Genomic DNA, 16,136 nt, shown 5'->3' with positions numbered 1-16,136 from the left:
CTGTCGCGCCGTCTGCGTCACGGCGATGTCCGGTAAGGCGAAATTGGTCATCTGGCCCTCACCTGCAGGGTCAGCCTGACGCGCGCCTCCGTCAATTGCGGTCGCCCCGCCTGGACGGTGCGCCCACCCGCGGGCGTCAAAGCCACACCTCCCCCGTGGACGAGACGCGGGCCACGGCCCATTGCCTGGCGATCATGGCGTCGACGTCTTGGTCCGAGAAGTCCGCGGCGTCCATGGCCATGCAAAGAAGATGACTCGGCCGCGTCATGGCGACGTAGTGTTGTTTCAGACTATCGCGGATCGTCGCCGAAGTCTGCTCATCTCCGTGTCGCGCGCCCAAAAGCCAAGGCTTCAGTCGCGCGAGGTTGTTCCCCCGATAGAAGGTCTCCAACACCAACGTGGCGGTATGGGTCTCGCCCTTGGCGGCATGGATAGAACCGACATCGATCTCCAGCTTTCCGGCCGCATGGGCGTAGCTGAAAGTATTGGAGGCAGGCGTTTTATCTTGCTGGGAGCCCAACGGGGTCCAGTCGAGAAAGGCACCGACATCCCCCGGCTCACATCCAGCTATCGCAGCAGCCACGCGCGTCCAACGCGGCACCCATTTCTCGGCCCACTCTTGTTCGTCGGCAGGCAGACGACCTCGCGCCACCAGTTCGACAAGGCCAAGATAGATCCGCCGGGCTGTATCATCGTCGCCAAGCGCATCCAGGACCTCAAGATGTCTTCGCTCACGCCGTGAGACCTTGGCGTTGGGGTCTGCCAGACGCGCTAGATGCAACACGGCTCCGGCGATCTGATCGACCGTCTGACGAACGTCACCATGCTTGGACCTCGCCGTGGCCAAGGCCTGAACAAAGCGCGTGGGCCGGGGGTCCAGGCCGGATCGTTCATGGTCGTAACCGGGGCAGTAATCGCCAACCACAAGATGGTCCGATCCATCGACGCGAGGCTTGTGGACGTGGCCGATCGCCTTGAACCGACCGTCCTTGAGCATGCCCGCCGGGACATGGGCGAGGATTCGTCGCGCGAACGTCGGCAGGACTTGCGCTGCCGCGGCGCGTTCGAACAGAAAGATCGCGTGGCCTGGCGTCGGCGAGGCCTGCCGCATCCCCACCAATCCGGCCGGCTTCGGCGCCACTGGATCGGCCAGCGCCGCAATGGCCGAGCAGAACCGATGACTATTCGCGATCGGCCAGGCGCAGCCGTCACGTGGAAAAGCATCGGTGGACGCGACGGCATCGCTGGCGTCGGCATGGCCGAAGATGGCCTGGTTCATGTCGCCGAACCGCTGCCTTACCGCGCTGCCCTCCCCCGCGGTGAAAAGGCGATGGAGAATCCGAGCCTGAGGCTCGGTCGTGTCTTGAACCTCGTCGATGAAGACGATCGGAAAACGCCGGCGGATATCCCCCAAGAGACTCGGCGAGCGCGCCAGCAGGCTCTCGGCCCAGAGGAAAATCTCGTCGTAGCGGAGATAGCCTTCCGCCATTGAATCCACGAACGCCGACCGGAGCGCCTGATAGGCTTCGCCGTCCTTTCGCAGGTTCCCCCTGCCCCATTTGACGTCCCCAAGATCGCCATCGGCATCCAGCACCTGGAGCTTTCCAAGCTCGACCCCGGCTGTGGCCATGCCGGACCTTGTCTTGAAAGGCAGCTTGGCCGTCCTGACCCGATTGGCGAACGCATCGTCGATGAACCGCGGTACGATGCCTTGGGATCGAAGCGCGGGTCCGGCCAGGAACTGGTTCACGAACCCGTGGATCGTGCCGACGAAATGCGGATAGGCCAGCAGACGATGCCCGCCAGCGGCTGGTGCCAGCCTCGTCTCGATCTCATGTCGCGCGACATTGGTATGGGAAATGACGCAGATGCCCTGACCTCGCCCCTGCCAGTCGCGAAGCATCAAGGCGAGTTTGGCGACAAGCAGGGTGGTTTTCCCGCTTCCCGGACAGGCGGCGACATCGAGATCCCCGAGATGCGCCAGAACACCTCTGCGCGCATCGGCGCCGTCCTCGCCGAGGAACGCGTTGTCCGGCAGGCCAAGTTGTTGCGCCGCCCACCGAAAATCGTCGTCACCATACTGGATGGTGTCCCAGCCAGCCCTGCGCGGCGCCAAGCTCATGACGCCGCCGGCGCGACATGACGAAGGGCCGAGACGAGGTAGCCCGGCAACCGCGCCAGCAGATCAGTCTTGGAAAAGGCGCCGCGAACGACCTTGTGTTCGAGGATTCCGGCCAGGTATTGGGCCGCTATGGCCTTCGACGCCCCTTGATCGAACAAGAGGTAGATACGGGTCGCCCGTTCGTCGGCTGGCAGCCCGGCCAAGGTCGCGCGATAAAGCTCAATGGCGGCGCGTAGCGTGGCCCGGGTGGATACCTGCCTTCCATCCGCCAGCGCCAAGCTTGCGGCGAGATAGACTTCTTCGGCCAAGCCATGGAAAGCCAGATCGTACTCGAGGGTCCATTCGTCAGCTACGAAGGTCTCGACCGATTGGCCCGAGGCGCGCGCGACAATCCGTGCGCGCTGCTGCGAGAGTTGCTCGCCTGGGAAGTCCGACTTCATGCGCCAGCGGCGCCTGTTTCTCGCCGGCGCGACACCCTGATCATCAAGAAGCCCACGCAGCTCGGGTGCGCAATCGGGCATGACGTCGAAATCGGTAATGCAGGCCACCGGCGTGCCGATCACGCCGGTGGCCGGATCGGCGCGCTGGAATATTCGGGCGTAGCGCCCAAGACCTACCCCGCCCACGTTGACGATCGAAACGCCATGCTCGGTCAGGTCCAGGCCTACCAGCCGCGCGATCGTCGGGATGACGATAGCCTCGGCGTCGCCCTCGACGATCAGCACGCCGCGAGCGAAGAAGAGATTGGCCTTCGTGACGTCGAGGAAGCGTTGAAGAAATGCGTAGTCCCTGCGATCGAGGCGGGTGTGTCGCGGGCCCAAGGGAAAGGCCTTTCCGCCGCGCAGCAACACCAGCCGACTAAGATCGATGGCCGAGGCTAGGTTGGGGCTGTGTGTCGTCAGCACGACCTGCAGCGGAACCTCGTCGGCCTGGGCCTCACGGCTTTGACGCGCGAGGAACTGGATCAGCCGCAGCTGTCGCTGGGGGTGGAGATGCGCCTCGGGCTCCTCGATGAGAAGAAACGGAAACCCTTCCCCCTCGTAGCGTAGCAGCAGGAGTTCTGTGGCTATGAACAGCAGGTTGTTCGAGCCCAGCCCTCTTGCCGGTGGCGGTTCCAGACGCCCTTCGTCTCGAAGATTGAGCTCCAATTTCTCCAGCAGTTGCCGCAAGCGGACGGCATTCTCCGCCGCTGCGCCGCCGACATCGATCTCGCCCCGCAGCCGATCACCAACAAAAGACAGCGCCTCAAGGTAGTCGGTGTTCAGGCGATCGCGCGCCTGACGCACGCCCTGGTGCTGACGAAGCAGATGGTTGGCGTAGTCGCCGATCCCCAGAACGCTGAGATTGGCCGGCTCCAGATCGTCGTCGTCGGCAAACCCCACCCCATGATCGGCGACCTCCCGCGTATGTTGCAGGATCTGGGAAAGCCGCGAGCCTCGCCCTGCCGACAACGCCTGCTCGGCGTCGCGAAGAGGCCGAAGATAAGTTGCGCATAGGGCCTGACGCGCCTCGAATTCGAGCGGCGGCCCCTTCCCATCCGCGCCGGATCGGATTTCGGTCTGAATGAACCGGCGCGCGCCGCGTGACGTCGGCCACGCTCGCCAGGTCAAGCTGAGACTGGCGCGTCCATCGTCGTCATAGGTAAGGTGCTCTAGGAAGGAAGAGCGGTCAGCCGCGCTCAGATCGTCGAAGCGAACGCGAATTCTCGCGTCCGTGGCGGCCGCTGCCGCGCCAGGCGGCTGATGAAAATCACTGTCCGAGACACGGAGCGTTTCGAGGCCCCGCACACCCAGGACCAGCCGAAGCCCATCGACTATCGCCGTCTTGCCAGCGTCGTTTTCACCGACAATCGCGGTCAGCCCCGCTTCGAGCGGCAGATCGAGGGCTTGGCCCCCAGCCCCGAACGCTCGGAAGTTCTCGATCCTCAGCGATGAAAGCCGCAAATCTCGCCCCGTCTCGCGGCGATTCTACGGGTCGCCGTCCGGTAGCAAGGCTATCCCGGACTCGTTTTCCATGCACGTCCGTCTTTAGAGAAGTCCCCAAGACGAGGCTGGACCCAAACCGACGCACCGACATCAGCAAAGAGTCAGGTCCGTTGGTCCTCGAGCCCGCCCCCTGGCCGCCCGCGAGCGGACCTTCCCAACGTCGGAGAAGAGTCAGTCATCGGCAGTCAGCGAAGGCCGGCCTCACTGATCGTAGAGCGTCCGCGCCGCCTGGATCACCCCGCCGATACAGTCGCGTTCGAGAAGAGGCAAGGGCGCAGGTGGCTGGGTTCCTTGAGTTACATCCAGGCCGTCAGAGGCGCGGCGATCAATGATCGTGAGCAGCGTGAGACCGCCAAGCTCCGCCGATGCGGGATGCTTCTGCATTTGTTCCGAATCCGGCCATCACCTATGAAGCGGCGCATGATCCGCCTTGTCCTCACCGCCTCCATCCTGGCTGTTGCCGCCCCAGCTCTCGCTGACCCCTGCACAGCGCCGGTCGAGAGCTACAAGCCCGGCCAGCGAATAACCGGCTTGGTCCGGTACGCTGGCGATGGCGACAGTCTATGCGTGGGCCCTTCGTCCGATCCTCGGTCATGGGTCGAAATCCGTGAGGCCCAGTGGTTCGCACCTGAGCTCAACGAGGCCGACGGACGCCAAGCCAAGGCGGTCATGGATGGTCTCGTCGGCCGTCGCGCGATCTGCACCGTCGAGCGCGGTCACAACAGGTCAACCCGCAGCTATGACCGTGTAATTGCCGCGTGCAAGGTCGATGGCCGGCCGATCGGAAAGATCATGGCCCAGGCTGGCATCGCCCAAGGCGGCCGCGGGCGATAGACAGCGGGGCTGGCCGGTCACAGAAGACCAGCGTCAGGTCAGAGACATTCCTGACCAGTGCGGGAGGCAAGCTGGTGAGGCGAGCTACGTGCCCCACCGCCCAAGCCGGACCAGCCGCATCGCTACCAACGCGAAACTTCCTTCGCGTGAGTTTCCATTTCAATCTCCACCGAAAAGCGACTAGCCTCGCCAAAGCAACGCTTTCGGGGGAAGGCCATGCTGCGGTCCATCGACCTCATGGCGAGATCACAGAGCCTGGTGACCAATGCGCGGGGCGAATACGCCATCCTGTCGCGGGCCGATCGCGAGGCTCTGCAGGCTGGACGCCTGACATCGGAGCACGCTCGTTTTCACGATCTTCTGGCGCTCGGGATGATCGAGCGACCTGGAGGAGGCGGCGTCGGTCTTGAGGCGGCCGCGGAGCGAACGCGCAAGGCTTTTCTGCTCGACGGTCCGGCGTTGCACATTTTCGTCGTCACCCTGCGCTGCGATCACGCATGCGGCTACTGCCAGGTGTCGCGCGCGGCGACCGGCGCCGAAGGCTTCGACATGTCCTGGGACGACGCTCGGGCGGCAATCGATCGCGTGTTCGAGGCCCCGGCTCAGGCCTTGACGGTGGAATTCCAAGGCGGCGAGCCGGCGCTGCGCTTTGACCTGATCGAGCGCATCGTCTTGGAGATCGAGCAGCTCAACGAGATCCACCGACGCAATATCCGCTTTTCGCTTGTCTCGACCCTGCACCACCTAGGTCATGATGAACTGGCGTTCTGCCGCGACCACCAGATCCATATTTCGACCTCGATCGATGGCCCGGCGCCGCTGCATGATCGCCAACGGCCCAATCCAACCCACGACAGCTTCGCCCGCACCGTTGAAAGCTTGGCTCGAGCGCGTGCTGTCGTCGGACACGAGGGCGTCGCCGCCATGCCGACGCTGACACGGGCGGCGATGGCGGACCCCAAGGCGGTCATCGATGTCTACCGCGAGCTTGGCTTTGCTTCGATCTTCTTGCGGCCGATCAGCCCCTATGGCTTCGCCCGCAAGACGCGGCGCGCGATCGGCTACGACATGGGCGCGTTCGTCGCCTTCTATAATCAGGCTCTCCAATATCTGCTGGAGCTCAATCGACGGGGCGAGCCGATGGTCGAGACTTACGCCTCGATCCTGCTACGCCACATCATGACGCCGTTCGGCTCAGGCTACGTCGATCTGCGCTCACCGGCCGGCGCGGGCCTGGGCGTCCTGGTCTACAACTATGATGGCCAGGTCTATCCGGCCGACGAGGCGCGCATGGCCGCCGAGTCCGGCGATAGGCGCTTTACCCTAGGCACGGTGCACCAGTCTTTCGAAACTCTGATGAGTTCACCCGCCATGCGTTGGCTAGCGACCGGCGCAGTCGCCGAGCAGTTGCCGGGCTGCCGCGACTGCGCATTCGTGCCGTTCTGTGGCGCCGACCCTGTCTATCATGCGGCGGCTCACGGCGATCCGATCGGCGACCGCGCCACCAGTGACTTTTGCACCAAGCATATGGGGCTCTTTCAGATCCTGTTTGGCCACCTCGCCGAGGGGGATCCGGAAACGCTGCGCACCTTCACCGCCTGGGCATTCAACCGTGCGCGCGATGAGGTGATCGACGCGGGATATGTGCCCCAATGACCCTTGGCCTGGCGCTGCACACCCACGGCAAGATCAGCGGCGTCGACGGCGTGCGGATCCTCAAGCTGCTGGATGACGACGAATGGGCGGCAAGCCCCTTGCCCTCGCATCAACGCGCGCGTTTCGTCGATGACGGCTGGATCGGCGGTGACCATGATGAAGTCCGCCTGAGCGCGCCGCGAGACGCGCGCGTGATCGCCGCGGGCGACGTCGTTCGGCTGCGCGAAGGCAGCAGCATGGTCTCGGTGGTCTGGCGGCGCGGCGCGCGCACCAACTCCCTCTTCGCCACCGAGCGCTGCAACAGCCTTTGCCTGATGTGCTCGCAGCCGCCTCGCGACGAAGATGACAGCTGGCGGGTGTCGGAACTACTGGCCACCATCCCCCTGATCGACAAGAGCGAGGAGCAGCTGGGCGTCACCGGCGGCGAGCCGACCTTGCTGGGCGACGGTTTGACGGCCGTTCTGGAGCGTTGTGGTCAGGAACTGCCCGACACCGGCCTGCACGTCCTGACTAACGGCCGAAACTTCAAGGATGCGACGGCCGCGGCGACCTGGATCAGGGCTGGCGGCGAGCGAACCACGTGGGCGGTCCCGCTCTACGCCGATGTCCCCGATATTCACGACGAGGTCGTGGTCGCGCCCGGGGCGTTCGACGAGACCCTGGACGGGCTCTATGAACTGGCGTGCAATGGCGCCCAGGTCGAGATCCGGGTCGTGCTGCACAAGCTGACCATTGCGCGCCTGCCTCAGCTCGCCGCCTTCATCTATCGCCGCCTGCCGTTCGTCACCCATATCGCCCTGATGGGTCTGGAACCCATGGGCTTCGCCAAGGGCAACCGCGACCGCCTGTGGATCGACCCGGTCGACTATCTGGCGGAGCTGACGACCGCGGTCTTCCATTTGGCTAATCGCGGCATGGCGGTGTCGATCTACAACCTGCCGCTCTGCGTCCTTCCCAAGACCCTGTGGCCGTTCGCCCGCCAGTCGATCTCGGAATGGAAGAACAGCTACCCGGCCGAATGCGCGCCCTGCGTGGTCAAGGACCACTGCGCGGGCTTCTTCGCCTCGGCGGGCCCCGCCTGGCGCAGCCGCGCCGTCCGCCCGCTGCAATATGAGGATCTTTCGCATGAAATGGCGTGATCAGCTGGCTCTGTTGCTGGGCACGGCCAGCCCGTTCGGTCTGGCGGTCAATCCTAGTCTGGCCGCTGAACCCATGCCGACGGACGAGAGTGTGCGCGGCGATCCGCCGGAGATCCAGAAGGATCTGTTGGTGTTTCGCGATCCGGCCGAACGCAACCGTCTTCTGCTGTTCGCTGGCCACCGTTCGCACTCAAGCCACAGCAGCCATCGTAGCCACAGCAGCCACTACAGCGGCAGCAGCGGACACAGCAGCCACAGTTCCCACTATTCCAGTTCCGGCGGCTATGTGACCCCAGCGCCGGTTTACACGCCCCCTCCCGCACCCAAACCTCGGCCGATCGTCCGCCCGCCAGCGCCCAAACCCCATCCCGCGCCGTTGAAGGCCTGGGAAGATCCGGGTGTGCCGGATCTCACCGAGGCGGAGGCCAGCACAGGCGCCGACACCGTGGCGTCGCGCCAAAGGCTGACGACGGGCGAGGTCGCGTCAATGGTGACCAAGGTGCAGGTCGCGCTCGTCATTCGCGGCTATGATCCCGGGCCTGTTGACGGGAAATTCGGAGCGAAGACCAAGGTGGCCCTGGGCCGCTTTCAGGCCGCCAACAACTTACCAATCAGCGCCGCGATGGATCTGGAGACCCTGCGTCTGCTCGGCGTCGAAATTGGCATGCCTTCGCGAACTGAGGTCAAGCCCGCTGCCGCGCCGGCCAGCGCCACAGCTGGCAAAATGCCGACGATCATCAATCCCGACTGGGCGCGCCGACCGACCGGCGAGGACATGGCGCGCTACTACCCCGATCGCGCGCAGCGGATGGAAGTCGCAGGACGGGCGACGATCTCATGCGTCGTCAACGCCAGGGGCGCGCTGGAGGCCTGCTCCATCGTTTCGGAAGATCCGGCGGACTATGGTTTTGGTGAAGCGGCTCTGAAGCTGTCGCGGCTTTTCCGAATGAAGCCGACCACACTCGACGGGACGCCCAGCGATGGCGGTGTGATCACGCTGCCCATCATCTTTCAGGTTCCCCGATAGACAGAACTTGAGGGTCGCTGGCGCCTTGGCGTCGAGGCCACGGAGCGGCCCTTCAGCACCGTCTGGCGTGCTCCCCCGCTCCCTAAACCCATCTCGCGCGACCGGCCTTGAAAGCGTCACCACGACCATGAAATGCTCTCGTTGTCGGATCGCCCGACCGGAGGAAATCCATGCGCCGTTCCATCGTACTTGCCGCGACCATCGCGTTCGCCCTGACCTCCTCAAACGCCGCGTTCGCAGGCGCTCAATGTCGCGACGGCAAGGGCAAATTCATCAAGTGCCCACCGGCTGCAGCGGCCAAGGCCGCCAAATGCAAGGACGCCAAGGGCAAATTCGCCAAGTGCGGCACGCCTGGCGCGAAACCCGTCAAATAGCGGCCCAAGGCGGAGCGCAGCGAGTGCTCCGCCGCCTCCCAGTTAGGTTTGTCAGCGTCATGCAAGCCGCCCAGTTGGCAGGCCCGGTCATAAGTTCAGACCTGTGGCGGGAAGACGCTCAGACCGTCCAAGTACACGTCCAGATCTTCGACCTCGATATATTCGCCCGCGGCAAACTGGGCTCGCCCGCGCGCCATGCGCTGGGCATCTGACATCAGGTGGCGCGGCTTGGCGGGCGGGAGCTGAGTAGGCAACATAGTGGATTTCGGTGTGGTCAGCGGTCGCGACATGCGGAACTCCGTGAGGGAAATCGCGCTCGGAGCGGTTATCTGTTTCCGACGATAGGCCAGCTAGCTTGCGGCGGCATATCCGTCACGCCAAGGATGAACCACGCCCGTCTCGAAGTTGGACGCTAGAAGGCCGTCATCAGTTTATCGCACGGGACGCAAACGATACGAAGGGTCGGCTTCCCCCAAACATTGACCCGACACTCCTCGCAAGTGAACTTCGTGCGGGTCTTATGGGGACGTTTGAGCTGAAAAACGGGGTGAGCTGGCGGGCTCGAGCGCCTTTTCCCAGGTCGGCCATGTGGCCAATCAGCTGAAAAGCGATTTCGCCAGGCGGCGCGAAAATCCTCTGTGAACAGCGTCTCGCACGCCGCGAGAAAGCGGCCGCCGGCGATCGGATACGCGCCAATTTTCTGACCGACCTTTCGGCCTCCCGGCTTCCCAGTGTCGGAGGGCATCAGGCCGATCTCTTCCATTTTCTGAGCCCATTCCCGATTGTGGTAGCCTTGACGGCTTGGCGTGCCGAACCGCCATTGCCAAACGTGAGCGGCTTCGTGAACGAGCGCGGCCGCCACCTCCAGGAGGGGCACGACCGACAAGTATTGAGGATTGATGGCGACCTCGCCGCCAGCCTCAACGCTGCAATATTGCACGGACCTGTTGGCAACAAAACAAATCATAGTGTTCGCTCGATGCCGGAACGTGAAGACACAGCCAGGCAACCCTCCGTCAAATAGTTCTCGGTTGAAATGGTCGTAAGCCATTTCAACCTCTTGATAACCTTCCGCTGCCCGAATTTTTTTACGTTCCAATCTTGCAGGCACGTTCTCCATCATCGCCATTCAGATCGAGACAAAATTGGCGCATTGGCCTGGCGAAACATCTTTCGGAAATGGTCTTCGATTGCGTTTCTCGGCCAAAAGGGCCCTTTGCTGCGCGCAATTCCATGCTCGGCCGGCAAGCTCTCTCGAAGCGTGGGTGAAACGCGCCATCGCCACATGATTTCACGCGAACTGATGAGCTCTTGCCCCAGCGCCTCCACGGCCCGTCGGAAGGACGGGTCTGTATAGAGTGGGAGATGGCCGTGGGTTCGTAGCCACGTCAGGTCCCGCGGGTAACAATTAAGATGACTTTCGGCGTCGGATCTCGAAAACGCGCAGGAGAAACCAGCGCTGTCGGGCAAGCCCCGCACAAGTAGGAGGTTCGGCCATTTGCCCGCGACGAACTCACGCGCAAATTCCTCGCTGACACCCAGGTGTTTTATCCGAAATTGTTCGGCTTGGATTCCATTGGAGTAGGCCGCAATATTCCCCGCCAGTATGGCCGAGACAACCGCGGCCCAAGGCTTTGGCCGCGCGCCGATTCCACGAAAGACGTCCTCCAGCGAGACCATCCTAGGGCCGACGACCGGCGGCTCGCACGCGATGGCGCGAAAGTCCTCTAGCATTTTCAGCGCTTCCGCCCGTCGGAACTGCGGTCCGCTATGGAGCGCCGCGACCACGGAATCCGCGTTCAGGTGCAAGAGACCGGACGTAACCAGTTGCTCAATACCAGGAGCCGGAAGACCCAAAGTTTGCGACAGCGTTGCCAGCGAAATTCTACCAGCCAGGATTGCCTTAACTCGCTCGGCCTCCTCCGGCAAAAACCACTGGTAGCTCCGCTCAGCTCCCCGCGAGGTGGACGCCGCTATCAAATCGGCCTCCACCAATGAGCGGACCTGAGAGTTTTGAACCCCCAGATGCTCGGCGACCTCGCGAAGCGTCCATTGCCCCTCTTCCTCGCGATTGTGTTTGAGACGAGACGGCCCGTGCGCGACGGGCTCCCAGTTGTTGACAAGGTCCGTCAGTTGCCGCCCCACAGGCGCCAGCAGGCGTCCGAATTGCCGCAAGTTGGCGAAAAAGTCGGAGGTGGTGCTGTTTGGTCGCCTTTCCGCCAGCCGGCAGAACGATGCTGGATAGTCGAGAATTATCCGCGCGCCCTGGGCGAGAACGGCCGGTTCATATCCCTCTGTGTGAAGCCGGGAGCCGCCATAGAATCCGCCGACCTGATCTGGATCGGCTGCCCGACCGAACAAGGCCGCCAGATCGAAGATCATAAAAGGTGAGATTGACCGAAATTCCGCCGGCGCCTTCTGCCTCGCCGCCTCGCGCTTGGAACGATCGCGATTAAGAAGGCCGGCCATGAATGCCAGCGATGGCCGCAGTTTGGTGGGGACTGAGGTGGTTTCAGCTTGCTTGAGGTCGAAAGCGCAGCGACCGCAATGGTCCACCTGCAAGGAGGACCAGTCGAGATCGCTTTGACACGCAGGACATGTCGCAAGTAGGACGTCCCAACTTTCCGGGCAGAAAGACAGTTGGGACAAGCACCAGTACTCGCGATGGTAGTTTTGCTTTCGCAGGCCGCTTAGCGACACACGTCTGCCTCGCCCAACTCGCTCGTCGTAGCTGGCCCTTTCGGGATCGGACCACAAAAGCATCTTGTCGATGACGCTGTGATCCACTCCCAATCGCCAGACGAAATCATCATCTCTGGTTTGCGGCCTGCTTGGCCATTGTCGAGCCGGCGTCGATCCCAAGCCCAGCGCCTTCACAAGTTCTTTGGGGGCGCCAAACGCGTTCCATTCGGCAAGGCGGACAATGTAGCCCTGGAAGCTTTCCTGCTCGATCGGCTGGAGGGGGAACAGCAACCGTCCCCTCCGGCTCTCCGCCGCTATTTGAGCCGCCATACTCATTTGCCCCGCTCCTTCAGAAACGGGTTGTGATCGATAATGCCATTGGGCACCGCCCAGCGGTCGACGGCCAAGGACAGGTCGTAAATCTCGATTCTTGTGGCATCGCGTCGTAGAGCAATATCCAGCGCGATGGCGAAGAGACGAGATATTCGGCCGATCACACCGCCCGTCACAGCGTGGAGGCAGCCAACCGCCCACGGCTCAATGATCTTAGTCGGCTCGGCAACTATTCCCTGCCGGACCATCGCAGCGTCCAGGGCCGCGATATAGTTCACAAGCAGCTGGCGGTTGTCCGAAAGCGTCCAATCGAGCGGCGAAAGATCGCAGGCCTCGATGAGGCGACTGCTCAACTGTATGTTCCTGGTGAACATACCCAGAGCGTCCTCGGTGCCCATGAATATGATGGGCACCACGCCGTCGTCGAGCAGCCGCTTCAGCGTATCGGTGGCATCATTTGTGGCTGAGGTATGAAAATTCAGATGCTGTACTTCATCGATGATCATCAATAGCGTGCCAAATCGTTCAAAACACAACTTTACCCGGGCCTTTAGGACCTTCTCGTTACCATGGCTCGAGTAGCTGTCACCGAACGCGTCCAGGATGGACATCATCAACTTCTTGGTCGTGGTGGCCCGATCCAAGGGCACGTGAATGATCGGGACAAAGCTCTCCGTTGGAGGGTAGACGGCTTCGAACTGCCTAATGAAGGCCTCGGCGGCGGCCGTCTTTCCCGACCCCGAGGGCGCTAGCACCCTCATACCCTTTTGTGGTCGCCCGCGCGTCGCGCGGCCAAGCTCCACCAAGAATGCACAGCGCTCATGGAAGGCCAGCTGCGGAGGGTAAGGAATGTAAATCGACTGAAACGCGGCAATTTTGCCGGCCATGATGTCCCGAGTGGTCACAGGTCGATCTCCTTCCAGCCGGAATAGTCGATTGAGAAATCCGCCTCGCGCCCGGTTTCGGGCGCCAGGATCGATGGCTTTTGGGACGGGTTGACCTTGCGGCGCTTGGACGAGCGCTTTTGGGGTCGCGCCGGCCGGCTTGAGGCCTGGCCGTCGTCGCTTCGCATCGAGGCCAGTGTCTCGTGGGGAATTACCGCCGCCAGCCCATCGTGCCGCGACGATGCGTAGGCCAGCATGGGCGCCTCGCCCGCCAGGCTTTGAACCTTTGGCGAACTCCTTAAGCGCAGCGCGGCACGGCGATCCTTGCCCTTCAGTCCAGGAGCACTGGTTTCGATCAGCGAAATGAACTTCGCCCGCGCCACTAGGCGGTCCTCTTCGGTCGTGAACTCCAAACCCTTGAGGCGCGACCACTCCTGGATCTTGCGATGATGCCAAAGTGACATCCCGGCCGTGTACTTTTCGTCCAGGCAAGGCAGCGTCACGTACCGGTTGCGTTGCCGATTCCAGACGTGAACCTCAGACAGGTTCACGGGATTGTATTTGACCTTCACCTGCGCGGTCGCGGATCCCTTTCGCTGCCCCCTGACCGGTTCGAACCTAGCCAGCTCTTCGAGCAGACCGCCCACCGTCGCCGGGTCATGGTACTGCAGGCCGAATATTTCGATGCCCGACTTGGTCAGGCGCCGCGTCTCTACGGCTCCCAACATCTTGTCGAGCTGTCGATCGTCGATGACATCGATGCCGTAGGCGTCGACGTCGGCTTGCCACAGCTGAGCCGGCGGAGCGCCGACACCGGTGTGATGGCCGGTGTGATAGACGGTCAGCGCCTCCCAGATCAGTTCCTCGATCTCGGCCAGTGTTAGGACGGCGTCCTTGGCCGGATCGTAACCCATCTCACGAAGCAACTCCGGCTTCAGCACGCCGCCAGGAAGCTTGTGGTTGAGGAGCTTGTTGAGCGTCCCGAAGAAGCGCTCGACCATTGCCTTGTAGGTAGGGGACGCTGTTGGCGCAAAGCGCAGGGCAACGCCCACGTCCGCTAGCGCGTCCTCCAGGGAGGTGCCGACGAACTCTTTGCCGTTATCGACGACGATCTCGTCGAACCGACCGAAGATACATACCAGGGTGGGGTATCGAGCGGCGCTGCCGGGCAGATTGAGCTTGGGCCGATTGGCCCGCTTGATGCACTCCATGACCGAGTAAATCGACGGCGGCTCGAAACTCAGCACGAACCCGACGATGCAACGGGTGCGCACGTCCATCAGGACCGTAAGAGTGGGCCTGCCGACCGGAAGCATCCAATCGGCGTCGATGATCGCCACGCCGTCGAGCACCGTGTGGTCCATGCAGCCCAGCTGCAGGAACCGTTGGGCGGAGAGACCCTTGCCGCTGGCCTTGAACCGCGTCTTGGCGGCCTTCTCCCCATACTTGGCGGCATAGGTGTCGATGCATTCGTAGAGGTGGATTTCCTGGCGCAAGGTTTCGGGCGACGGCAGGGGAAGCAGCGGTAAGTGGCCGCCCGACCGACGCAGTCGATTGATCCGGAATATCAATCGCGCCAAGCGGCTATAGGCGTCGGCCTGGCTCCAACCTCGTCGTGACCAGTACCAAAGTGCAGCCCGGCGCAGGAGCTCGACGACCAGCGGGGGCAGCCGCCTCTTCCGTTCGACGCGCCCGCTCATGGAGATCATCTGCCGCAGGCGACGTTCACCGGGTGTGCCGCGCTCCGCCAGCCAGCGGCGCACCGAGCGCGGCGACGGCTTGTGACCCAGGCGAGCCGCCTTGTCCGGTTCGGCGGCCCACAGCTTTGCCAGACCTAGCCTGATCGCCCTTTCGCTGCGTGGCACCTCGCCCATCGCTTCGAGGCCTCGAACCACGAACGCACGAAGGCGGGCTTGGCTGTCGAGCTTGAGAAGGGCCTCACAGTCGTCCTCGCGGCCTTCGGCGTTCTTGCGAGCGAGAGGTCCTCGGCGGTCGGCGATCCGCCTCAGCACGCCCGACGCCAGGCCGTGCAGCAGCCAGGCAGTATCAGGCGCGAGAGAGCCGCCAAAGGCATCTTCAATCTGGAAAGGCGCCAAGGTTCTCTCGACGATGAAATGGAGAAGGCCGCCGCCGAGTTCGCGCTCAAAGCGCAGGCGCTGCCCTTTGAACTCCCAGCAATCGCCGATGGTCAAACGGACGGGAACGCTCATGACGCGCCCCCGTCCGAACGATGGCTTGCGCCTTGCTCGACTAGGCGCACCGGGCTGTCGCAGCTCAGCGGGCGCGATAGATCGATGTCGATCAGACGGCAAACCATCATGGCCTTAGCGATGGCGCTTCCGCGGCGACGATCGCCGAGCGCCTCGGCCAGCCTGCCGAGCGGAACCGCGCCGCCGGCTCGCTGGATGACCTCGACCGCCGTGTAGCCGTGCGACGCATCAAACCGGACGAGCCGGCGCGATTGCACCTCCTGCACATTGACGTAGGTCGCCGTCGGCAGGACCAGGTCATCACGAAAAACGATACGGAACGCCCAACCCAGCTTCTCGCAGGCGGCCTTTACGTAGTTGAGTTTCAGGACGTACTTGTCGTCCCGAAGGGCCCGGCCGTCGTTCTTGACCTCGACGACTTCGACCTGGTTTCCCTCCAGGAGGCGTACGCAGTCGGCGATATAAATCAGCTTCGCGCCATCGCTGACGAATTCGAAGCGGAACGGCTGGGCTCGATAATCAACGACCCGCGTGTCGACCTCGCTATGCATGAAGAAGGCGTGCTCGTTCATGCTCTCGTGCGGGAAGGTGCGGCCGGCTTTTCGGCTCGGATAGCTGCCTGTGACGATCCGCTTACGGCCGGTGATAATCGAGCGAATGGGTCGCCCGTCCGGCGTAACAACAACCCGGCCGGCGGCGCTAATGGCCTCCCAACTCAGGGCGTCGGCGGGCCTGTTGGGTCCATTTAGGATCGCCTTGGTCAGATCGACCGAGCGACCCGCGCCACATGCATATGTGACGTGAGACTCAAGTCGTCCTGGAAAGTTAGTGCTCATTTTTCCTCATCCTTTTTTTGGAAGAGGCGGAGCACCCGCACGCCATCATTCACC

At 62.9% G+C, this 16,136-nt stretch carries 14 protein-coding genes; 5 read left to right on the top strand and 9 right to left on the bottom strand.

Translation table 11 applies throughout. The features are described from left to right. Positions 1-136: 136 nt before the first annotated feature. The 3 genes from BM066_RS07505 to BM066_RS25915 form a co-directional block, all read right to left on the bottom strand. Positions 137-2,122 (bottom strand): UvrD-helicase domain-containing protein, encoded by a 1,986-nt coding sequence (locus tag BM066_RS07505; protein ID WP_018062451.1) that lies wholly within the window; start codon positions 2,120-2,122, stop codon positions 137-139. Further along, the gene (locus BM066_RS07500; protein ID WP_018062452.1) at positions 2,119-4,065 is read right to left on the bottom strand and encodes an ATP-dependent nuclease; all 1,947 of its coding nucleotides are present in this window, start codon (positions 4,063-4,065) and stop codon (positions 2,119-2,121) included. The genes BM066_RS07505 and BM066_RS07500 overlap by 4 nt, the downstream gene beginning before the upstream one ends. Positions 4,066-4,308: 243 nt before the next feature. Beyond that, positions 4,309-4,491 (bottom strand): hypothetical protein, encoded by a 183-nt coding sequence (locus BM066_RS25915; RefSeq protein WP_018062453.1) that lies wholly within the window; start codon positions 4,489-4,491, stop codon positions 4,309-4,311. Positions 4,492-4,527: 36 nt separating this feature from the next. Between BM066_RS25915 and BM066_RS07495 the strand changes: the two genes are divergently transcribed. The 5 genes from BM066_RS07495 to BM066_RS07475 all read left to right on the top strand — a co-directional run bounded on the left by BM066_RS07495 (position 4,528) and on the right by BM066_RS07475 (position 9,137). Beyond that, the gene (locus BM066_RS07495; RefSeq protein ID WP_255367511.1) at positions 4,528-4,941 is read left to right on the top strand and encodes a nuclease; all 414 of its coding nucleotides are present in this window, start codon (positions 4,528-4,530) and stop codon (positions 4,939-4,941) included. Between the two features lie 216 nt (positions 4,942-5,157). After that, a complete protein-coding gene (gene hxsB, locus BM066_RS07490) occupies positions 5,158-6,597 on the top strand; it encodes a His-Xaa-Ser system radical SAM maturase HxsB (protein ID WP_018062455.1) in 1,440 nt (479 codons plus the stop codon). Beyond that, complete coding sequence (hxsC, locus tag BM066_RS07485; RefSeq protein WP_018062456.1) at positions 6,594-7,736, top strand: His-Xaa-Ser system radical SAM maturase HxsC; 1,143 nt, start codon at positions 6,594-6,596, stop codon at positions 7,734-7,736. The genes hxsB and hxsC overlap by 4 nt, the downstream gene beginning before the upstream one ends. Then, positions 7,723-8,763, top strand: a complete 1,041-nt coding sequence (locus BM066_RS27335) for a TonB family protein (protein ID WP_018062457.1) — start codon at positions 7,723-7,725, stop codon at positions 8,761-8,763. The genes hxsC and BM066_RS27335 overlap by 14 nt, the downstream gene beginning before the upstream one ends. 170 nt (positions 8,764-8,933) lie before the next feature. Beyond that, positions 8,934-9,137 (top strand): hypothetical protein, encoded by a 204-nt coding sequence (locus BM066_RS07475; RefSeq protein WP_026176629.1) that lies wholly within the window; start codon positions 8,934-8,936, stop codon positions 9,135-9,137. A gap of 95 nt (positions 9,138-9,232) precedes the next feature. Here the strand turns inward: BM066_RS07475 and BM066_RS25910 are convergent, their stop codons facing one another. The 6 genes from BM066_RS25910 to BM066_RS07455 form a co-directional block, all read right to left on the bottom strand. Then, entirely contained in the window at positions 9,233-9,427 is a 195-nt protein-coding gene (locus BM066_RS25910; protein WP_143093684.1) for a hypothetical protein, read from the bottom strand. 122 nt (positions 9,428-9,549) lie between these two features. After that, positions 9,550-10,266, bottom strand: coding sequence for a SprT-like domain-containing protein (locus tag BM066_RS07470; protein ID WP_089925937.1), 717 nt, complete (start codon positions 10,264-10,266; stop codon positions 9,550-9,552). After that, positions 10,257-12,110 (bottom strand): hypothetical protein, encoded by a 1,854-nt coding sequence (locus BM066_RS25905; protein ID WP_143093683.1) that lies wholly within the window; start codon positions 12,108-12,110, stop codon positions 10,257-10,259. Before BM066_RS25905 ends, BM066_RS07470 begins: the two co-directional genes overlap by 10 nt. Before the next feature lie 41 nt (positions 12,111-12,151). Beyond that, positions 12,152-13,057 carry a TniB family NTP-binding protein gene (locus tag BM066_RS07465; RefSeq protein ID WP_018062460.1) on the bottom strand — a complete coding sequence of 302 codons (906 nt, stop codon included), beginning with the start codon at positions 13,055-13,057 and terminating at the stop codon, positions 12,152-12,154. After that, positions 13,054-15,246 (bottom strand): Mu transposase C-terminal domain-containing protein, encoded by a 2,193-nt coding sequence (locus BM066_RS07460; protein WP_026176630.1) that lies wholly within the window; start codon positions 15,244-15,246, stop codon positions 13,054-13,056. Before BM066_RS07460 ends, BM066_RS07465 begins: the two co-directional genes overlap by 4 nt. Further along, complete coding sequence (locus BM066_RS07455; protein WP_143093682.1) at positions 15,243-16,082, bottom strand: TnsA endonuclease N-terminal domain-containing protein; 840 nt, start codon at positions 16,080-16,082, stop codon at positions 15,243-15,245. The genes BM066_RS07460 and BM066_RS07455 overlap by 4 nt, the downstream gene beginning before the upstream one ends. Positions 16,083-16,136: the final 54 nt, after the last annotated feature.

This window comes from Caulobacter sp. UNC279MFTsu5.1, assembly GCF_900114015.1.
Taxonomy (GTDB): Bacteria; Pseudomonadota; Alphaproteobacteria; order Caulobacterales; family Caulobacteraceae; genus Caulobacter.
The sequence above is the reverse complement of the archived record's forward strand: the minus strand, read 5'-3'. Positions and strand labels throughout refer to the sequence as shown.

Coding starts and splice junctions, on each gene's coding strand:
- BM066_RS07455 (WP_143093682.1), bottom strand. CDS start 16,082: ATGAGCACTAACTTTCCAGGACGACTTGAGTCTCACGTCACATATGCA.
- hxsB (WP_018062455.1), top strand. CDS start 5,158: ATGCTGCGGTCCATCGACCTCATGGCGAGATCACAGAGCCTGGTGACC.
- BM066_RS07470 (WP_089925937.1), bottom strand. CDS start 10,266: ATGGCGATGATGGAGAACGTGCCTGCAAGATTGGAACGTAAAAAAATT.
- BM066_RS25910 (WP_143093684.1), bottom strand. CDS start 9,427: ATGTCGCGACCGCTGACCACACCGAAATCCACTATGTTGCCTACTCAG.
- BM066_RS07495 (WP_255367511.1), top strand. CDS start 4,528: ATGATCCGCCTTGTCCTCACCGCCTCCATCCTGGCTGTTGCCGCCCCA.
- BM066_RS07460 (WP_026176630.1), bottom strand. CDS start 15,246: ATGAGCGTTCCCGTCCGTTTGACCATCGGCGATTGCTGGGAGTTCAAA.
- BM066_RS27335 (WP_018062457.1), top strand. CDS start 7,723: ATGAAATGGCGTGATCAGCTGGCTCTGTTGCTGGGCACGGCCAGCCCG.
- BM066_RS25915 (WP_018062453.1), bottom strand. CDS start 4,491: ATGCAGAAGCATCCCGCATCGGCGGAGCTTGGCGGTCTCACGCTGCTC.
- BM066_RS07475 (WP_026176629.1), top strand. CDS start 8,934: ATGCGCCGTTCCATCGTACTTGCCGCGACCATCGCGTTCGCCCTGACC.
- BM066_RS07505 (WP_018062451.1), bottom strand. CDS start 2,122: ATGAGCTTGGCGCCGCGCAGGGCTGGCTGGGACACCATCCAGTATGGT.
- hxsC (WP_018062456.1), top strand. CDS start 6,594: ATGACCCTTGGCCTGGCGCTGCACACCCACGGCAAGATCAGCGGCGTC.